This is a genomic window from Microbacterium sp. (assembly GCF_051860965.1).
GTDB lineage: Bacteria > Actinomycetota > Actinomycetes > Actinomycetales > Microbacteriaceae > Microbacterium.
This window is the reverse complement of sequence record NZ_JBIMKU010000010.1, coordinates 22,313-37,630: the sequence shown is the minus strand read 5'-3', so window position 1 is coordinate 37,630 and position 15,318 is coordinate 22,313. Positions and strand designations below refer to the sequence as shown.

General features: G+C 69.6%; 15 protein-coding genes. 4 read left to right on the top strand and 11 right to left on the bottom strand.

The window, feature by feature from the left end; translation table 11 throughout:
• Nucleotides 1–44 precede the first annotated feature (44 nt).
• Nucleotides 45–1,031 carry a DMT family transporter gene (locus ACTIFV_RS17190; RefSeq protein ID WP_439594028.1) on the top strand — a complete coding sequence of 329 codons (987 nt, stop codon included), beginning with the start codon at nucleotides 45–47 and terminating at the stop codon, nucleotides 1,029–1,031.
• On the opposite strand, the gene ACTIFV_RS17185 is transcribed toward ACTIFV_RS17190, so the two are convergent.
• Entirely contained in the window at nucleotides 967–1,908 is a 942-nt protein-coding gene (locus ACTIFV_RS17185) for a cupin domain-containing protein (RefSeq protein WP_439594027.1), read from the bottom strand. The genes ACTIFV_RS17190 and ACTIFV_RS17185 overlap by 65 nt on opposite strands.
• 103 nt (nucleotides 1,909–2,011) lie before the next feature.
• Here ACTIFV_RS17185 and ACTIFV_RS17180 point away from each other — a divergent pair, with 103 nt between their 5' ends.
• Nucleotides 2,012–2,659 carry an NAD(P)-dependent oxidoreductase gene (locus ACTIFV_RS17180; RefSeq protein WP_439594026.1) on the top strand — a complete coding sequence of 216 codons (648 nt, stop codon included), beginning with the start codon at nucleotides 2,012–2,014 and terminating at the stop codon, nucleotides 2,657–2,659.
• A gap of 65 nt (nucleotides 2,660–2,724) precedes the next feature.
• On the opposite strand, the gene ACTIFV_RS17175 is transcribed toward ACTIFV_RS17180, so the two are convergent.
• The 4 genes from ACTIFV_RS17175 to ACTIFV_RS17160 all read right to left on the bottom strand — a co-directional run bounded on the left by ACTIFV_RS17175 (nucleotide 2,725) and on the right by ACTIFV_RS17160 (nucleotide 6,124).
• Nucleotides 2,725–3,282, bottom strand: a complete 558-nt coding sequence (locus ACTIFV_RS17175) for a YceI family protein (protein ID WP_439594025.1) — start codon at nucleotides 3,280–3,282, stop codon at nucleotides 2,725–2,727.
• Nucleotides 3,283–3,426: 144 nt separating this feature from the next.
• The gene (locus ACTIFV_RS17170; protein WP_439594024.1) at nucleotides 3,427–3,792 is read right to left on the bottom strand and encodes an FKBP-type peptidyl-prolyl cis-trans isomerase; all 366 of its coding nucleotides are present in this window, start codon (nucleotides 3,790–3,792) and stop codon (nucleotides 3,427–3,429) included.
• Between the two features lie 31 nt (nucleotides 3,793–3,823).
• The gene (locus tag ACTIFV_RS17165; protein WP_439594023.1) at nucleotides 3,824–4,762 is read right to left on the bottom strand and encodes a hypothetical protein; all 939 of its coding nucleotides are present in this window, start codon (nucleotides 4,760–4,762) and stop codon (nucleotides 3,824–3,826) included.
• A gap of 144 nt (nucleotides 4,763–4,906) precedes the next feature.
• Nucleotides 4,907–6,124 carry a PrsW family intramembrane metalloprotease gene (locus ACTIFV_RS17160; RefSeq protein ID WP_439594022.1) on the bottom strand — a complete coding sequence of 406 codons (1,218 nt, stop codon included), beginning with the start codon at nucleotides 6,122–6,124 and terminating at the stop codon, nucleotides 4,907–4,909.
• 43 nt (nucleotides 6,125–6,167) lie between these two features.
• Here ACTIFV_RS17160 and ACTIFV_RS17155 point away from each other — a divergent pair, with 43 nt between their 5' ends.
• Nucleotides 6,168–7,034: a fumarylacetoacetate hydrolase family protein gene (locus tag ACTIFV_RS17155; protein ID WP_439594021.1), complete on the top strand. Its 867-nt coding sequence runs from the start codon at nucleotides 6,168–6,170 to the stop codon at nucleotides 7,032–7,034.
• Nucleotides 7,035–7,121: 87 nt separating this feature from the next.
• Here ACTIFV_RS17155 and ACTIFV_RS17150 read toward each other — a convergent pair whose 3' ends face one another.
• The 5 genes from ACTIFV_RS17150 to ACTIFV_RS17130 all read right to left on the bottom strand — a co-directional run bounded on the left by ACTIFV_RS17150 (nucleotide 7,122) and on the right by ACTIFV_RS17130 (nucleotide 11,760).
• Nucleotides 7,122–7,580: a DUF4190 domain-containing protein gene (locus tag ACTIFV_RS17150; protein WP_439594020.1), complete on the bottom strand. Its 459-nt coding sequence runs from the start codon at nucleotides 7,578–7,580 to the stop codon at nucleotides 7,122–7,124.
• Nucleotides 7,581–7,625: 45 nt separating this feature from the next.
• Nucleotides 7,626–9,089: an aspartate ammonia-lyase gene (locus ACTIFV_RS17145; protein WP_439594019.1), complete on the bottom strand. Its 1,464-nt coding sequence runs from the start codon at nucleotides 9,087–9,089 to the stop codon at nucleotides 7,626–7,628.
• A 120-nt stretch (nucleotides 9,090–9,209) separates the two neighbouring features.
• Nucleotides 9,210–10,112, bottom strand: coding sequence for a phosphodiesterase (locus ACTIFV_RS17140; RefSeq protein WP_439594018.1), 903 nt, complete (start codon nucleotides 10,110–10,112; stop codon nucleotides 9,210–9,212).
• A 44-nt stretch (nucleotides 10,113–10,156) separates the two neighbouring features.
• Nucleotides 10,157–10,489: a peptidase gene (locus tag ACTIFV_RS17135; protein WP_439594017.1), complete on the bottom strand. Its 333-nt coding sequence runs from the start codon at nucleotides 10,487–10,489 to the stop codon at nucleotides 10,157–10,159.
• Entirely contained in the window at nucleotides 10,486–11,760 is a 1,275-nt protein-coding gene (locus ACTIFV_RS17130) for an inorganic phosphate transporter (RefSeq protein ID WP_439594016.1), read from the bottom strand. Before ACTIFV_RS17130 ends, ACTIFV_RS17135 begins: the two co-directional genes overlap by 4 nt.
• A gap of 156 nt (nucleotides 11,761–11,916) precedes the next feature.
• Between ACTIFV_RS17130 and ACTIFV_RS17125 the strand changes: the two genes are divergently transcribed.
• A complete protein-coding gene (locus ACTIFV_RS17125) occupies nucleotides 11,917–14,031 on the top strand; it encodes a S9 family peptidase (RefSeq protein ID WP_439594015.1) in 2,115 nt (704 codons plus the stop codon).
• A gap of 133 nt (nucleotides 14,032–14,164) precedes the next feature.
• Here the strand turns inward: ACTIFV_RS17125 and ACTIFV_RS17120 are convergent, their stop codons facing one another.
• Complete coding sequence (locus ACTIFV_RS17120; protein ID WP_439594014.1) at nucleotides 14,165–14,923, bottom strand: hypothetical protein; 759 nt, start codon at nucleotides 14,921–14,923, stop codon at nucleotides 14,165–14,167.
• Nucleotides 14,924–15,318 lie beyond the last annotated feature (395 nt).

Here is a 15,318-nt window from a genome sequence, read left to right as displayed (position 1 = left end):
CGGGATCCGTCTGCGCCGTCGGATGCCGGGTCTAGAGTCGGCGGGTGACCACCCCCGCCCTGCGCAGTCCGTCCCCGACGTCCGTCGCGGTGCAGTTCGTGCTGTGCGGCATCGTGTGGGGGTCGAGCTTCCTCTTCATGAAGGTCGCGCTGACGGGCATCTCCCCCGCTCAGGTCGCCTGGTCGCGACTCGTGCTCGGTGGCCTGACGCTCGGCCTCTTCGTGGCGCTGCGCCGCGACCCGCTCCCCCGGCGCCTGAGGATCTGGCTGCACATGACGGTGCTCGCGATCTCGTTCTGCGTCGTGCCGTTCCTGCTCTTCTCGTGGGCGCAGCAGCACGTCACGAGCGGACTCGCGAGCATCTACAACGCGACGACGCCGATCATGACCGCCGTCATGGCATGGGCGGTCTTCCGCGTCGAGAAGCTCAAGCCCGTGCAGATCGCCGGCATCCTCGTCGGCATCCTCGGTGTCATGGTCATCATCGCCCCCTGGCAGGGCCTCGATCTCAACCAGAGCCTCGTCGCTCAGCTCGCGATCCTCGGCGCGACCGCGTGCTACGGCTTCAGCCTCGCCTACATGCGCAGGTTCGTCTCGAACACCGGCATGAGCGCGCTCGTCTTCTCGTTCCTCAACATCGGCATCGCCGCGGCGATCATGCTCCTCCTGACACCCGTGCTGGTGCTGACGCCCGTCACGCTCGACCCGTGGATCATCGGCAGCATCGTGCTGCTCGGCTGCCTCGGCACGGGCGTCGCGTACATCTGGAATCAGAACGCGCTGCGCGCGTGGGGGCCGACCCGGGCATCCACGGTCACGTACATCACGCCCGTCGTCGGCGTCGCGCTCGGGATCCTCGTGCTCGGAGAGGAGATCACGTGGAACGAGCCGGTCGGCGCGCTCGTGGTCTTCGCGGGCATCCTGCTGGCGCAGGACCGTCTGCGGGCGCTGTCGCGCCGCGAGAGCGTCACGCCGCCCGTCGACGCACCCGTCCCGGCGTCTCGCCCGTCGTCCGCGCGTACGCCCGGCTGAACGCCGCCTCCGAGCCGTAGCCGAAGGCGAGGGCGACGGATGCCACGGTCTCGCCCGCCGCGAGCCGGTGCCGCGCTGCGCGCATGCGCCACTGAGCGACGTACTTCATGGCGGGGACGCCCGCTACGGCGGTGAACCGCGCGGCGAACGCCGAGCGCGACATGGCCGCGGTCGCCGCGAGCTCCCCGAGCGTCCACGGCCGGCCCGGCTCGCGGTGGATCACAGCCAGGACGGCGCCGATCTCGGGATCGCGGAGCGCGGCGAGCCATCCCGTCTGCACGTCAGGATCGCTCGCGAGCCAGGCCCGGACGGTCTCGATGACCAGCACGTCGGCCAGCCGCGTCGCGACGGCTTCGCCTCCGGGCCGCGGGTCGACCACTTCGCTCGACAGGAGCGGCACGAGGGCCGCCATCACCGGACGGTCGCGGCTGTCGACGCGGATGATGCGCGGCAGCACGTCGAGGACCTGCTGCGCTCCCGGCGAGTCGAACGAGATCACGCCGCACAGCATCGAGAGGTGCGGCGGCACGTCGTCGGGTCCGATGCGCAGCACCGAGAAATGGTCGCCGAGCATCGTCTGCGGCAGCTCTTCGGCGCTGCCGAGGAGGCGCGCGCCGACCGATGTCGAGACGCGATGGCCGATCCCCCGAGGCACGAGTGCCATCTCGCCCGCCCTCACCGCGACGGGATCCTCGCCGTCCACTTCGAGATAGGCCGTCCCTCGCGAGACGACGTGGAAGCTCAGGGTCGTCGGCACCTCGGGCATCGCGACGCTTCCGTCACCCGACGCCTCGGTCCACGAGTAGAACGCGCCGCTCATCCGCACCTGGTACAGCGCCTCGGTGAGCGGGTCCCGCTGCTCCCACGGCAGATCCATGACGCCTCCTGGACGAACGATCATATCTTCGGCACGTATGACGATAGATCATCCAGCGTCTGCCCGCCAGAGTCGAAGCATCCACCACCGAAAGGACACCCTCATGCGAATTCTCGTCATCGGCGCCACCGGCGGATCGGGCCGCGCCGTCACCGACGTCCTCCTCGAGCGCGGGCACGCTGTGACCGCGCTCTCGCGCAGCGCGACCCGGCTCGAGCCCCGCGCGCGCCTCGACCGCGTCGACGGCGACGCGACCGACTCCGCAATCCTGGACCGTCTCCTGCCGGGGCATGATGCCATCGTCGTCACTCTCGGGATCTCCGAGCCCCCGCTGCGCGTGCGCCTGCGGGGCGCCAAGAGCACCGCCGATGACATCCGCTCACGCGGCACCGCGGCCATCGTGACCGCGGCACGGCGGGCCGGCATCCATCGCCTCGTCGTGCAGTCGTCGTACGGCGTCGGCCCCTCCCGCGACATGCTGACGCTCGGAGATCGTCTTCTCTTCGCGCTGATGATCCGCCCGCAGATCATCGACAGCGAGATCCAGGAGGGCGTGCTGCGCGGATCGGAGCTCGACTGGACCATCGTGCAGCCCGTGTACCTGAGCGATGGCGACTCGACCGCGCACTTCACCTCGATCGACGGCTCCACGCGCGAGCGCAAGGTGTCGCGGCGCGCCGTCGCACACGTGCACGCCGACCTCGTCGAGTCCGCGAGCGCGATCCGCGAGACGGTCGCCGTCTCGGGGTGACGCGATCGCGGGCGAGACGACGAAGGGGGGTGGATGCCGGCATCCACCCCCCTTCGCGTGTCAGGTCAGACCTGGTGCGCGCCCTGCAGGTCGAGCGTGATCGTGACGTCCTTGCCGACGAGCACACCGCCGGTCTCGAGTGCGGCGTTCCAGGTGAGGCCGAAGTCCTCGCGGTTGATGACGGTCTTGGCCGTCGCGCCGGCCTTGTAGTTGCCCCACGGGTCGGCGCCGAAGCCGCCGAAGTCGAACTCGAACGTGACCGGCTTGGTCGTGCCGCGGATCGTGAGGTCGCCGTCGACGAGGAACTCGCCGTCCTCGACGCGCACACCGGTCGAGACGAAGTCGATCGACGGGTAGGTCTCGACGTCGAAGAAGTCCGCCGAGCGCAGGTGCTGGTCGCGGCCCTCGTCCTTCGTGTCCAGCGACGACGCGTCGACGTGCGCCTCGACGGTCGCCTCGAGGGGGTTCTCGGGGGCCACGAGCGTCGCGCTCTTGAGGTTGAAGTGGCCTCGGACCTTCGAGATCATCATGTGGCGGACGACGAAGCCCACCTCGCTGTGCGAGGGGTCCAGGACCCAGGTGCCCGTGCGGTAGCCGGGGATGTCGATCGTGTTCGTGGTCATGGGGTGTCCTCCGTGATGGATGGGGCAGGTTCCCTGGTGCCAACAGCACGCGCTCATCGATTCATTCCCGTGAATGGAAACTTTCTCGGAAAGACGACGGTGGGGCGGATGCCGCAGCATCCGCCCCACCGTGGAAACGAGCTCTCAGCCGACCTTGATCAGGTCGATGATGAAGACGAGCGTCTTGCCGCCGAGGAAGTGGCCACCGGCAGGGCCGTAGGCGAGGTGCGGCGGGATCACGAGCTCGCGACGACCGCCCTCCTTCATGCCGGGGATGCCATCCTGCCAGCCCTGGATGAGGCCTCGCAGCGGGAACTGGATGCTCTCGCCACGGCCCCAGGAGGAGTCGAACTCCTCGCCGGAGTCGTACTCCACGCCGGCGTAGTGCACGGTCACGGTGTCGCCGGGCTTCGCCTCCGCCCCGTCGCCCACGATGATGTCGCGGATGACGAGCTCCGTGGGGGCGGGGCCTTCGGGGGCGTCGAACTCGGGCTTTGTGCGATCTGTCATGGTTCCATCCAACCCGACCCGGGATGGCGGGTCAACGCGACGAGCGCTCGGCGACCCAATCGAGGATCGAGCGCGCCTGCGCGCGCTGGAACGCCCGCAAGGTGGGCAGCCCCGGCGGGTCGGGCGCCCGCGACTTGTCGAGCAGGAAGCCGCCGAAGGCGATCAGCAGGCGCGTGACGTGCGCGGGCGGGACACCGTCCAGCGCGGGATGCTCGCCCACAAGCCTCTCGACATCGAACGTCGGGTCGTGCAGCCGGATGTTGAATCCCAGCTGGACGAGGTCGATCCAGCCCGCGCCGCGCACCGCCCACGGCCAGTCGACGAGCACGGCTTCACCGCTCGGGCCGATGAGGATGTTGTCGGCGCGGATGTCGTAGTGGACGAGCGCGTCGCCGTGGATGCCGTCGACGGTGTCGTGGGCGGCCCACGCTTCGGCTTCGGCGGGAACGCTCGCTGCGGGCAGGCCCGCGGGGTCCGTCACGATGCTCCGCCAGGCCCCGGCGAGGGCGGCGAGCTCGACATCGGCCGCGGGCAAGACAGCGACCGCCTCATCGTCGAGCGGCGCCCGGCGCACGATGTCGAGCGCCGTGACCGTCGCGCGGATGTCGGGCTCGGACCACGGCACGGCAGGCTGCGCGCCGGCGACGTCGTCGAAGGCGAGCAGCATCCACTCCCCCGCGTCGACGGCTCCGAGCATGCGCGGCGCGGGGAGATGCGGGGGAAGGATGCCGTTCACGGCCGCTTCGCGTCGATGGATCGAGAGCACTTCGGGATTGGCGGCCGCGGTCGCGGTCTTCACGAACGCGCGACGACCGTCGGCGCACACGACGCGATCGGCAGAGCCGGGCGAGAACCCGCCGCGCTGGCTCCGCGCCTCGACGACGGGCGATCCGAGAAGCTCGACAGCCGCGTGACGGATCTCGGGCGCGATGTCATCCCACGCGATCCGGACCCCGGTGGCTTCGACCATCGCTCCATTCTCGCGGACGAGCGCGCGTCGACATCAAGACTCAGCGCCCGGTGTCGCGGCGATGCCTGCGAACAAACCGGGCGCTGAGTTGACCTGTGCCCAGCATGCCGACCGGCCGCGGGCGTTGTCAAGACCTCGACGAGATCACGGCGCGAACAGCGCGGCCCGGGCGGCGGCCGTGCGGGAGAGGAGCACGCGCTCGTCTTCGGCGGCGTGCGGATCGCGGCCCGAGATCGCGCGCTGCCGCGCGGCGGCGAGCGCGGTGGCATCCGCGATGAATCCCTTCATGACCTGCCGACGGTCGCCGCGCAGCGTCCCCGCCCACTCCAGAGCCGTGCGGCGCCCGGCCGACGTGGCGAGCATGTCGACCTCCTGCGGCGTGAACCATCCGGCCGCGGCGTAGTCGGCCAGGCGCGCGTGCGTAAGTCGTGTCTCCTCACGGCGCAACGCGATGACGCCGATGATGAAGACGGCGAAGAGCGGGATCTGCAGGGTCAGGTAGAGCACGAAGAAGTCGCCGAAGACCGCCGAGCCGTTCCACAGGGCGTGCAGGACGATCGCGCCGACCAGCCCCAGCATCCATGGCCCGAAGGCGCGACCGGCTCGGGCACCCCGGCGCGCGGCGAGACCGAGCGCGAAGCCCGTCACGCTCGTGAACATGACGTGTGCGAAGGGTGACATGATCCCGCGCACGAAGAACGTCGCGCCGGTGTCGGCCACACCCCCCTCGATGAAGCTGATCGCGAAGTACTGAATGTTCTCGGTGAACGCGAATCCCGCCCCAACGAGAGCACCGTAGACGACGCCGTCGACGGGACCGTCGAAGGCCCGGCGCGCCGTGACGAAGATCAGGTAGACGCCCAGGCCCTTCGCGATCTCCTCCACGATGGGCGCCTGCACGACGGCGCGGAAGGCGTCGTCCACGGCGCTGTCGCGCGCGCCGAAGACGAACGAGAGCACGAGATCCACCCCCAGCGCGATGCCCACCGCCGCCACCGCTCCCCACGCGATCGCGAAGATCACGAGACCCCGTGGTTCGGGCTCCCACCGGTCGATGATCCGGATCGCGAAAAGCACGCCCACGAGCGGGATGAGCGCGACGATCATCCCCACGAGTGATGCGCTGGGGCCGATGGCGGTGAGGAAGTACCCGACCAGGCCGATGAGCACGAGCACGAGGAGCGCCGCGGCCCAGATGGGCGCGGAACGCCCGCGACGCGACGGAGCGGCGGCCGTCGGGACCGGCGCGACGGCAGCGGCGGGAGGCGGGATGCTCGCTCCCGCGCGCTGCGGAGGCTGCGCGAGTGCCGACGGGAACGCCGGCGGGGTCAGGGAGGGGCGCTCGCCGGAAGCGTTCGTCATGCGCACAGCATACGGTGCCGCGCGACCCGGGTAGTTTGGAGGGATGCGCTTCGCCCACATCCTGCGTTCCGGGTTCGCAGAGCCTCGCCTCGCGGTCATCGACGAAGGCGACGCGATCGTCGTGGAGGATCTCTTCGCCGGCGCACCCCGGTACCTCGAGGAGCTCATCGCGGGAGGGGACGAGCTGCTCGATCGGGTTCGCACCGCCGACCGGAGCGCGCTGCCGCGGCATCCCGTCACCGACATCCGTTTCGCATCGGCGGTGCTCGCGCCCCCCGTGATCCTCGCGATCGGGCTGAACTACGCCGCCCATTCGAGCGAACTCGGGCTCAAGACCGACTCGACGCCCACCGTCTTCGTCCTCTGGCCGAACTCGTTGTCGGGCCACGACTCCACGACCGCGTGGCCGCGCACGCTGAGCGAGTCGATCGACTACGAAGCCGAGCTCGGCGTCATCATCGGCACACCCGCGAAGGACGTCGCACCCGCCGATGCCCTCGCGCACGTCTGGGGCTACACGGTCGTCAACGACATCACGGCGCGCGACATCCAGTACTCCGAAGCGCAGTGGTCGCGGTGCAAGTCGTTCGACGGCTTCACGCCCACGGGGCCGTACGTCGTGACGGCCGACGAGGTCGCCGACCCGCAGGACCTCCACATCTGGACGGTGCTCGACGGTCACACGCTTCAGGATGCTTCGACCGGGCAGATGGTGCGTCCCGTCGCGACGCTGATCTCGCACCTCTCGAAGTCGGCCACGCTGCTGCCGGGAACCCTCATCTCGACCGGCAGCCCCGGCGGCGCGGGCTACAGTCGCGATCCGCAGGTGTTCCTGCGCGACCGCTCGACCGTCACCGTCGGCATCGACGGCATCGGCGAGCTCACGACGCACTGCCGCAACCTCGACTGAGCCGCACGGCTCCACGAGCGCGAGAACGCCCGCCGCACGAGGCGACGGGCGTTCGGGCAGAGCGCGGCTGCGTTCAGTGGCGCGGGATCAGCGGCTCAGGCTGGAGCAGGCGACCTCGACGCCGCTCACGGTGACGGTGCCTTCGAAGTCGACCGCCTGACACGCGCGCAGGGCTTCGCTGGCGAACTCGGCCGCGGCCCCGAACGCGACGACCGCGAGGATGCCGACGATGATCGAGATGACGAAGAGGATCGAGCCGACGATGATCGCCGCCACCGCCCAGCCGTTCTTCTGTCCGGCCTTGCGGCTCTGCACGAGCGCGACGATGCCCATGATGAGCCCGACGAGCGAGAAGAAGATCGAGACGACGAACGCGGCGATGCCGAGGGCCCTCCCGGGCACCGGCTGCTGCGCGGGGGCGCCGTACGCGGGCGGCGCGGCCGAGTACGCCGGCGCGGCGCTGGCCGCGGGTGCGGCGGGCGGCGGAGCGTAGGCGGGCGGTGTCGAGCCCGCGTCGGGCGCCGGCGGCGTGTTGGGATCGGTCATGTCAGGTCCCCTCTCAGGATGTTCACAGAAACGCTAGCAGGACCGTTACGCGCGCTCTACAGGGATGACGTCTTCCGCCGCCTGCTGAACCGGAATGGCCGCTGTGATCGTCTCGAGGCCCGACAGGCGCGCCGGCGAGAGCTGCTTGGCGACGTCCTCGGCCGACATGAGTCCCGCCTCGACCACCAGGTCGCCGACGTTCCGTCCCGTGAGCAGCGCCGTCTTGGCCAGTGCAGCCGACGCCGCGTAGCCGATGAACGGGGTGAGCGCCGTCACGACCCCCACCGATGAGCCGACCATCGCCCCGAGGCGCTCGCGGTTGGCGGTGATCCCGTCGACGCAGTTGACGCGCAGCGTCCACATCGCGCGACGCATCCACGTGATCGACTGGAAGATCGAGTGCGCGATGACCGGCTCGAACGCGTTGAGCTGCAGCTGACCGCCCTCCACGGCCATCGTGACTGTCAGGTCGGCACCGGCGACCGCGAAGGCGACCTGGTTCACGACCTCGGGGATCACCGGATTGACCTTGCCCGGCATGATGCTCGAGCCCGCCTGGCGCGCCGGGAGGTTGATCTCACCGAAGCCCGCCTGCGGACCCGACGACAGCAGTCGCAGGTCGTTGCAGATCTTCGACAGCTTGATCGCGTTGCGCTTGAGCGACGACGAGAACGACATGAAGGCGCCCGTGTCGCTGGTGGACTCGACGAGGTCGGTCGCGAGATCGAGATCGAGTCCGCTGATCTCCCGCAGGTGTCGCAGCACCGCGGCGCCGTAGGCGGGGTGGGTCGTGATGCCGGTGCCGATCGCCGTCGCGCCCATGTTGACCTCGTACAGGAGATAGGCGTTCTCCTTCAGGCGGCTGTAGTCCTCGCCGAGCGTCGTGGCGAACCCGTGGAACTCCTGCCCGAGGGTCATGGGCACGGCATCCTGCAGCTGCGTCCGGCCCACCTTCAGCACATCGTGGAACTCGACGGCCTTCGCGAGGAAGGCCTTGCGCAGCAGGTCGAGCTCCTCGAGGAGCGAACGCAGATCGAGGCCGAGACCGACCTTGATCGAGGTCGGGTAGACGTCGTTCGTCGACTGGCTGCGATTCGTGTGGTCGATCGGCGAGAGGAACGCGTAATCGCCCTTCTCGCGGCCGGCGAGCTCGAGCGCGATGTTGGTGATGACCTCGTTCGCGTTCATGTTGGTCGACGTGCCCGCACCGCCCTGGATGACGCCGACGACGAACTGGTCGTGGAACTCGCCGTCGATGACCCGCTGCGCGGCGCGGTCGATCAGATCGGCCTTGGCGGGATCGAGGTCGCCGATCTCGCGGTTGGCCCGGGCCGAGGCCTGCTTGACCATGGCGAGAGCGACGACGAGGTCCTTGTAGACCGAGATCGGCCTCTTCGAGATCGGGAAGTTCTCGAGCGCGCGGGCGGTATGGATGCCCCAGTAGGCGTCGGCGGGGATCTCGAGGGATCCCAGGGAGTCGGTCTCTGTACGCGTTTCGGCAGCAGTCATCGGGCGTCCTTGTGGGTCACGACGGTGTGAAGGGGATGCTTCGAGCGTAACCCTCACGGCATCCATCGCCCGTGTACAGGTCGTACGGTGTTGCACCGACCTTGTACGTCGGGGCGATGGCTATGTGGGTTTGCGCGAGAAGACCTCGAGGCGCTCCGCGGGCGACATCGCCGCCATGCGGGCGACCCACTCCTCGGAGAAGTAGTCGCCGGTGGGAGCGTCGACGACGGGCACGACGGCGTGGGTGATCGTGTCGTCGTACACGTGCACGAGGTGGAACGAGTGCCCGGCATCCATCCCGTTCACCGACGCGGCGGGCCGCGCGAGATTCATCGTGTAGCAGGTCGCCGCGGCGACGCTCACGGGGATGCCGGCGAACGTCCCGCTCGTCGAGTAGTGCAGGTGTCCGGCGAGAATCGAGCGGACGTCCGTGCCGCGGATGACGTCGGCCAGGCGCGATTGGTCGCGCAGCTCGAGGATGTCGAAGAGCGGCACGTGGGACGGCAGCGGAGGGTGATGCAGCGCGAGGACCGTACCGAGCGGCGCGGGAGTCGCCAGGACCCCGGCGAGCCACTCGAGCTGACCCGCATCCAGGTCGCCGTGGTGCCACCCCGGCACGGTCGAATCGAGCGCGATGAGCCGGAGGCCGTCGAGATCCCACACGCCCGTCACGGGCTCCTGCGTCGGCGCGAGATCGAGCAGTCCGCGGCGCAGCGCCGGGCGCTCGTCGTGGTTGCCGGCGACCCAGACGACCGGCGCGGCGAGCCGCTCGGCGACGGGCTCGACCGCCTCGCGCAGCAGGCGGTAGGCGTCGGGCTCGCCGAGGTCGGTCAGGTCGCCCGTGAAGACGATGGCGTCGGGACGCACCTGCATCCGCTCCACGGCCTCGAGAGTGCGCCGAAGGTTCGCCGCCGTGTCGATGCCGATGCCCAGCAGCGCGTCGTCTGCGAGCAGATGTGTGTCGCTCAGGTGCAGGATGGTGCGGCGGGCGGGCGCGTACTGTCCGAAGTGCACGGTAGCCATACGGTCAGCCTACGACGGGCCGACGACGCCCCCGGAGTGACGCGTCAGTGGTTGAAGAGGATCAGCAGCAGACCGCCGAGCACCGCTGCACCGGCGACGACGAAGCATCCGTATCCGCCGATCAGGGCGACGCGCTTCTGCCCGGCCGTCAGCGGACTCCGCTTGGCCGCCTTCGCCGCGGCCTTCTCGGCTCGACGGGCCTCCTTCTCGGTGATGACGGTGATCGCGTCGGTGAACTCCGCCGGCGCGACGACGGGTGCGCGGCCGGCGCGCACCAGCAGGCGCAGACCGAGCGAGTAGAACGTCACGACCAGGACGGCGCCGGTCATGGCGGCGACGAAGACCTGGACGAATGCCAGCCAGTCGATGACGATCATCGGCGTGCCCCTCCGTTCGCATCCCTGTCGGCGGCTCGTCGTGCGGCCGACTCGCGACGAGCCTCGTCGCGGGCGAGCGCCCGCTGGCGCCGTGTGGGCGGCGGATTGCGCTTGACGCGGACGGCTGCCCCGGAGTCGGCGACCTCGCTCATCGCGTTGTTGGCCGTCACGGCGTTGCGGCGCGAACGCGCGAAGAGCCCGAGGATGATCAGCAGCGCGACGACGGCGTCGATGAGGATGCCCAGCCACGCGAGACCCATCGTGTTGAACCATACGACGACCCCGGCGGCGCCGGCCCCGACGGCACCCGCCGCGGGGAGCGTCAGCAGCCAGCCGACCATGATCCGCCCGACGGTGCGCCAGCGCACCGTCGAGCCGCGGCGGCCGAGTCCCGATCCGATGACCGAGCCCGACGCCACCTGCGTCGTCGAGAGGGCGAAGCCGAGGGCGCTCGACGCGAGGATCGTCGAGGCGGTGGATGCTTCGGCGGCGAACCCCTGCGCCGGCTTCACGTCGGTGAGCCCCTTGCCGAGGGTGCGGATGATGCGCCACCCGCCCATGTAGGTGCCGAGCGCGATGGTGATCGCACACGCGAAGATGACCCAGGTCTGCGGGTCGGGGTCGGTCTGCCAGCCCACGCTGATCAGCGCGAGCGTGATGATGCCCATCGTCTTCTGCGCGTCGTTCGTGCCGTGGGCCAGCGCGACGAGCGACGACGTGAAGATCTGTCCGACCCGGAATCCGTCGCGCCCGTCGGGTTTCGAGTCGTAGCGACGCGTCATCGCGTAGGCGATCTTCGTCACCGTGTACGCGATGATCCCCGCGGTCAGGGGCGCGATCACGGCGGGGAGGATCACCTTCGAGATGACGACGCTGAAGTCGATGGCCGCGGCCCCCACTCCGACGAGGGTCGCTCCGATGAGACCGCCGAACAGGGCGTGCGAGGAGGACGACGGCAGTCCGAGGAGCCACGTGAGCATGTTCCACGTGATCGCGCCGATGAGTCCGGCGAAGATGATCTCGGGGAAGATCGCCGCCGACAGCTGGTCTTCTCGGATCATGCCGCCGGAGATCGTCTTGGCGACCTCGGTCGACAGGAACGCGCCGACGAGGTTCAGCACGGCCGCGAGCAGGACGGCGACCTTCGGCTTCAGAGCTCCGGTCGCGATGGGCGTCGCCATCGCATTGGCCGTGTCGTGGAAGCCGTTCGTGAAGTCGAAGAACAGCGCGAAGGCGATGACCAAGATGATGATCAGGGTTGCGGTTTCCACCGGTCGCTTTCCGTAAGGGAGGAGAGGATGTGGGTGTCGACGGGATCGACGTGACGAACGAAGAGTTCACCGTGTGTTCAGGAACCGGCAACCGGCCAGTAGGAATCCTTACACCCCCCTTACGCCGGGTCAACTCGACGCGACTAGCGTTGAGGGGTGACCGCCGAAGACACCGCATCCATCGCCCCTGTCGCCGCCGCGCGACCGACCGTCCGCACGCACCACGGCGACGCGTTCGAAGACCGCTACGAGTGGCTGCGAGCGAAGGAGGATGCCGAGGTCATCGCCCACCTCGAGGCGGAGAACGCCTACACGCGCGAGCGCACGGCGCACCTCGAACCGCTGCGCGCGCAGATCTTCGACGAGATCAAGGGACGCACGCTCGAGACCGATCTCTCGGTGCCGTCGCGGCGCGGAGAGTGGTGGTACTACAGCCGTACGCGGGAGGGGCAGCAGTACGGCATCCAGTGCCGCGCGCCCCTCGCAGCCCCCGATGACTGGACTCCGCCGTCCCTCTCGCCCGACACCGACGTCCCCGGCGAACAGATCCTGCTCGACGGCAACGTCGAAGCCGAGGGCCACGACTTCTTCTCGCTCGGCAGCTTCGAGGTCACCAATGACGGCGATCGCATGCTGTACGGCGTGGATGTCGCGGGCGACGAGCGCTACACGATCCGCGTCCGCGACCTCGCGACGGGCGAGAACCTGGCCGACGAGATCCCGGATACCTTCGCCGGGGCGTCCTTCTCCCCCGACGGCCGCTTCATCGTCTACACGACGGTCGACGACGCGTGGCGCCCCGACACCGTGTGGCTGCACGAGCTCGGCACCGGCGTCGACAGCGACGCAAAGCTCTTCCACGAGCCCGACGAGCGCTACTGGGTCGGCGCGGGCTTCACGCGCAGCGACCGGTTCCTCGTGATCGGCCTCGGGTCGTCGATCACGTCCGAGGAGTGGCTCGTGGATGCCGCGGACCTCCGCTCCGAGCCTCGGATCGTGTGGCCGCGCACCGAGGGGGTCGAGTACGAGTCCGAGCACGCCGTCGTCGACGGCGAGGACGTGCTCTACATCCTGCACAACCAGGATGCTCTGGACTTCGAGCTCGTGCGGGTCGCGGCATCCGACCCGTCCGGCGAACGCACCGTCGTCGTCGCGCACACCCCCGGCGAGCGCCTGCTGGGTCTGTCGACCTTCCGCGACTGGGGCGTTCTCGGCTACCGCCGCGGCGGGCTCCCCCGCCTCGGACTCTTCGACTACGCGACGAACGCGGTGGACGAACTCGACTTCGACGAGGAGCTGTATGCCGTGGGGCTCGGCGGCAACCCGGAGTGGGCTCCGCCGCTGCTGCGCATCGGCTACGGCTCGTTCGTGACGCCGGGCACCGTGTACGACTACGAGGTCGCGACCGGCGAGCGGCACCTGCGCAAGCGCCAGCCCGTGCTCGGGGGCTACGAGCCCGGCGACTACGCGCAGGCCCGCGTGTGGGCGACGGCGCAGGACGGCACGGAGGTGCCCGTCTCCCTCGTGTGGAAGCGATCGTTCGGCGCCGCCGGCGATGCTCCTCGGCCCCTGCACCTGTACGGCTACGGCTCGTACGAGCACTCGATCGAGCCCGGCTTCTCGGTGCCGCGCCTGTCCGAGCTCGACCGCGGTGTGATCTTCGCCGTCGCGCACGTGCGGGGCGGGGGCGAGATGGGGCGGCAGTGGTACGAGGACGGCAAGCTGCTGGCGAAGCGCAACACCTTCACCGACTTCGTCGACGTGGCTCGTCACCTGGTGGATGCCGGCTACACGACCCCCGCGCAGCTGGTCGCCGAGGGCGGATCGGCGGGCGGGCTGCTCATGGGCGCCGTGGCGAACCTCGCTCCCGAGCTCTTCGCCGGCATCCTCGCCGATGTGCCCTTCGTCGACGCGCTCACGACGATCCTCGATCCGTCGCTGCCCCTCACGGTCATCGAGTGGGACGAATGGGGCGATCCCCTGCACGACGCCGACGTGTACGCGTACATGAAGTCGTACTCGCCGTATGAGAACGTCCGGGATGCCGCGTACCCCCGCATCCTCGCCGTCACGTCTCTCAACGACACGCGCGTGCTCTACGTCGAGCCCGCGAAGTGGGTCGCGCGCCTGCGCGAGGTCGGCGCCGACGCGCTGCTCAAGTGCGAGATGGTCGCCGGCCACGGCGGCGTGTCGGGCCGCTACAACGCCTGGCGCGAGCGTGCGTTCGAGCTTGCGTGGCTGCTCGACACCCTCGGCGCCGCTGACGCCTGACCGGCTTCGCCGCCGATGCGCGTGACCATCGGCATCCCACCCCTCGCTCGCGTGCTTCGTGTCCCACTTTCCGTCCTTCGTGTCCCAGTTCGCCCCGAAATGCCTGCTCATTCCGTGGTGAACTGGGACACGATCACGCTCCTGGTCGCCAGCCTGCCTGAATGAGCGCATCGCGGACTTTCCGCACCGCGACGGCCGCGTTCGGGCGCATGTGGTGATTGAGGATGCGCACGTGGTCCCATCCGAGAGCACGGATGAGATCCCAGCGATCCGCATCCCTCGCGAACTGGGTCCGGTCCAGCTCGTGGACGCGCCCGTCGTACTCTGGGGCGACCTTCCACTTCGGATACGCCAGATCCAACTCGGCAACGGGAATCCCCGCCGAGTCTCGCAGAGTCCAGTTGATCTCGGGTTCCGGCAGTCCCGCCCGAGTGAGCGACAGGCGCAGACTCGTCTCTCGCGCCGACCGCGGGCCGGCCCTGGACTCAGCGAGCGCGCGACGCAGGATGCCGCGGCGGAAGTCGCCCATCGCCTCGACCTCGGCGAGAAGCTCGTCCTGCGCAGCGAGCGGGAGGAGGCCCGACGAGAGGAAGTCGGCGGCGGCGATGAGGTCATCGAGCGCCCAGGAAACCCCCGTCTGACGCCATGCCCGATCCGGGCTCTCGACGGGGAGTCCGCCGACCTCCAGCACCGCAGTCTGTCGCACCTGCAGGCGATGCCCGATCACTCCCTCGATGCGCGGCTCGCGTCGTGGCCTGTGGGTTGAGACATGCAGGCGCGGCGCATACGGCCATGAAGGCAGGGGCGCGCCGATGAGCGCCAGGGCGGTCTCGTGGCTGAAGAACTGCCAGGGCTTCAGCCGCGGAGCGTACTCCTCCGCTCGCTCCCGCAAGCTAGTGGGGAACGGCGCGTCCGCGGCCGAGCGCAGCCCGCGGAAGGGGATCCGGAGGTCGGTGCGCTGTAGGCGACCGCGCGAAAGGCCGAATTCGGGTCCCTCGGCTATGGCGAACACGGGAGGCAGGTCGGTTGGCAACGCGGACGGGCGGCGAGGCATCCTCCACTGTCCTCCCGCCGGCACTCGCGGATCACCTCCGCGGGCCGAACACGGGACAACTGCTCCGCACGCCCCTGTGTGGAGGAGGCTCCAGCGAGGGCATGTCCCACTTTGTCCCGCATCCCAGGCGAAACTCGGGGCGAACTGGGACATGAAGCGCGCGAAATGGGACACCGAACGACGGCGGCGGCGAGTGACGGCGGGGGCGACGATGGATGCCGGAACTCCGGCAT